The organism is Saccharopolyspora sp. NPDC000995, from assembly GCF_053599315.1.
Genome location: NZ_JBSFLZ010000288.1, coordinates 1 through 2,254, shown reverse-complemented (window position 1 = coordinate 2,254; position 2,254 = coordinate 1). Strand labels below are relative to the sequence as shown.

General features: G+C 65.6%; 2 protein-coding genes. One reads left to right on the top strand and one right to left on the bottom strand.

The annotated features are described in order from the left end of the window. The first annotated feature begins 584 nt into the window (after positions 1–584). Positions 585–800, top strand: coding sequence for a hypothetical protein (locus ACWDKQ_RS35830; protein ID WP_450143182.1), 216 nt, complete (start codon positions 585–587; stop codon positions 798–800). A gap of 92 nt (positions 801–892) precedes the next feature. On the opposite strand, the gene map is transcribed toward ACWDKQ_RS35830, so the two are convergent. Then, on the bottom strand, positions 893–1,717 hold the full coding sequence (map, locus tag ACWDKQ_RS35825; RefSeq protein ID WP_450143181.1) for a type I methionyl aminopeptidase: 825 nt from the start codon (positions 1,715–1,717) through the stop codon (positions 893–895). Positions 1,718–2,254: the final 537 nt, after the last annotated feature.

Sequence of the window (2,254 nt, the reverse complement as noted above, 5' to 3'; positions counted from 1 at the left end):
GGAGCCGGCCCGGCGGAGTTGCGCCGGGCCGGCTCCGTCGTGGACGTCGTGCCCGCTGGGCTGGCAGGCCGGTGCAGGCATCCCGGCCGGCGCCGGTCGGCAGGGCGAAGATGTTTGACCAGCAAGGAATGCAGGCAGAACCCGGTCGCCACCGACAGATCAGTCTTGGAGCCGAGCACGCCAAGCCGCAGACACGATCACTCGCCCACGCAACTAGCACTGGCATGGCCTTGGCAGAGGTGGTGTGGCGAACAGCGAGCGGTGTCGATTCCGGTGTGGGTCGGTTTCCGGCCGAGTTGACCGATTTTGTCGGCCGTGTGTGGGAGACGGCCGAGGTGAAGCGTGTGCTGGGATCGTCTCCGTTGGTGCGTTGACCGGTGTGGGGGGATCGGAAAGTCGCGGTTGCCGTCGCATGTCGCGTGGGAGTTGCGGCGGGTGTTCGCGGATGGTGTGTGGGTGGTGGGTTTGGCCTCGTTGCGGGATCCGGCGTTGTTGGGGGATACGGTCGTGTCCATGTTGGGTATGACCGATGTGTCGAATCGGGGTCCGGAAACGGTGCTGGTCGACTATTTGGTGGAGAAACGTTGTGGCTGGTGTTGGACGACGGCGAACGCCTGCGCGCAGTTGATGGCGGGCCTGTTGCGAGCCGCGCCAGGCTGCGGGTACTGGCCACGAGCCGGGCGCCGTTGGAGGTCACCGGTGAGCGCGTGTGGCAGGTTGGCCCGTTGTCGCTTCCGGAGGGTTCGGTACCGCGCGTCCAGATCGCATCCTGGATCATCGAACGACGCGACGCCGAATGATCCGACGGCTCCAGCGCTACAGTTTCGATGATCCAGCCATCGCCAGCAACTACCAGCGAATCGACGTCCGCGCGGCTGTTGAGCAGGACGGTCTATCCGTCCTTTGTGGATAGAAGACTGGCGGAATCAGCCAGCGTGGCTGGGTTCTCTGGTTCACGCCGAGTGAGCACCAAGGGGGCGTCCTCGGTGATGGCTACCGTGTGCTCGGAGTGGGCCGTGCGCGATCCGTCCGCCGACCGAATGGTCCAGCCGTCGGCGTCGTAGATGATCCGGTCGGTCGTACGGGCAAACCAGGGCTCGAGCGCGAGGGTCAGGCCCGGCCGGAGCGTAAGGCCGCGCCCTGCCCGGCCCTTGTTCGAAACGTGGGGCTCCTCGTGCATGGTGCGGCCGAGGCCGTGGCCGCCGAATTCGTTGTTAACTGGATAACCGTAGCCGCGGGCTACCGCCCAAATGGCCGCAGAGATATCACCCAGACGATTGCCCGGACGCGCCACCTCGATCGCCGCCTCCAACGCTTCCTCGGTGGCGCGGACAATTCGCAGGTCTTCCTCTGCAGCGGTCCCAACGACGACCGTGCGTGCCGAGTCGGCCACCCAGCCGTCGATGCTGACCGCAAGGTCCGCGCTGAGCACATCCCCGTCGCGCAGCGTGTAGTCGTGAGGCAAGCCGTGCAGGACGGCGTCGTTGACCGACAGGCAGATGACGTTGCGGAACGGGCCCCTGCCGAAGGACGGCGCGTAGTCCCAGTAGCACGACTCCGCCCTGCGCTGGTTGATCATGCCGCGAGCGTGGTGCTCCAGGTCCAGGAGGTTGACGCCCACGTCGGCGAGCTGGCCGACCTCGGAGAGCACCTCGGCGACAAAACGCCCGGCCACGTGCATGCGTTCGATCTCCGCAGGCGTCTTCAGTTCGATCACGAGTACCTCACGTACCTGGAGTGCCGGTATTTCTATACCGGCACTTTAGCACTCGCCGGTATAGAAATACCAGTCTGGCATGGTCGGTCACCGCTAACGCCCGAGCAGGTCGAAGCCGGCAGGCGTCCCCCGGATTCGGGACGATCGTCTGCCTCGGCGAGGCACTCAACGTGCCGGTTCGGGAGTTCGCGGTTACCTGGCGCGACAACGACCTACCGCTGGAAGGCGTTTCGTAGCCCGCTGTTTCGCCCGCCTGCGGAGTCCCGGGGTGACACCAGTCGGCCCCTCATCCAGCCACCTGTGCCTTTTGATCCAGCTACTGCTGGTCGAGCCAGCATCGTGACCCGCCCGGTCCCGGGCCGCCAGCGCGGCCCGGCTGTCAAGCCGCCACCCGTACACCCAAGGCCGCGTAGTTAGCCTGGGTGTTGGCGTGTCAACTGGTTTTTCGTGACGTGGCCGCCACCCTGATAGCTGGGCGGGGCGTTCGGAGATCATGAAGTCGAACCAAGATCTTCATTCTTCGAGAGGCCCCGTAGC